The organism is Vibrio sp. 1580, assembly GCF_033340055.1.
Map to the genome: position 1 here is coordinate 1 of NZ_JAWOVT010000801.1, position 505 is coordinate 505.

Consider the following 505-nt stretch of genomic DNA (forward strand, 5'->3'; position numbering starts at 1 on the left):
CATTTCTCTTCTTGGATGGGGGGTGACCGTGATGGCAACCCGTTCGTTACTCATAGCGTAACGCGTGAAGTACTGCTTCTGTCTCGTTGGAAAGCCGCTGACCTTTATCTCAATGACATCAATGAATTGATCAGCGAACTCTCGATGACCGTTTCTAACGATCAAGTTCGTGAACTTGCTGGTGAAGATCAACACGAACCATACCGCGCAATCCTGAAACAACTACGTGCTCTGCTCAATGAAACCAAAGATATTCTTGATGCGAAGATACACGGTCAAAAACTGGCAGTCAAAGCACCGCTACAAAAAGTTGAACAGCTTTGGGATCCTCTGTACGCGTGTTACCACTCACTGCATGAGTGCGGCATGGGCGTCATCGCTGACGGCTCGTTGCTAGATACGCTGCGTCGTGTGAAAGCGTTTGGCGTTCACCTAGTTCGTCTTGATATCCGCCAGGAAAGTACGCGCCACGCAGATGTACTCTCTGAGCTGACTCGATACCTCG

Annotated in this window: 1 protein-coding gene; it reads left to right on the forward strand. The window is 49.5% G+C overall.

Translation table 11 applies throughout. The features are described 5' to 3' along the window. On the forward strand, positions 1–505 hold a 505-nt coding region (locus R7093_RS28465), incomplete at both ends, for a phosphoenolpyruvate carboxylase (RefSeq protein ID WP_318147440.1).